Source organism: Paraburkholderia sp. BR10141, assembly GCF_056155635.1.
Map to the genome: position 1 here is coordinate 1 of NZ_JBMIQH010000166.1, position 250 is coordinate 250.

The following is a 250-nucleotide window of genomic DNA, read 5'->3' on the forward strand; positions in this document are numbered from 1 at the left end:
TTAGCCGCCGTCCTGCCAGCAGGCAGACGGTGCGCGCCGCAGTAGCTTCCGCAGTTTTTCTCCCGCGCATCTTTTCGATTGACCGCCGTCGTTGGCGTGTGTGCTGTCACGCACGTTCGTCAACGCGACCCTGGGTGTCGAGCCATTGGCTCGCGACGCCGCTTGTTCACGCCGTTTTCGCGCGCGCAACACTGAGCCGGAACGGGCGTGCGGTAAAACACGTCCGTCAAACATGAACCGGACCCAAATG

1 protein-coding gene is annotated in these 250 nt (G+C 62.4%); it reads right to left on the reverse strand.

Annotation, left to right across the window (positions count from 1 at the left end):
• Positions 1–250, reverse strand: a 250-nt coding sequence (locus ACOJB8_RS41315) for a hypothetical protein (protein ID WP_475018031.1), incomplete at its 5' end; no start/stop codon positions are given.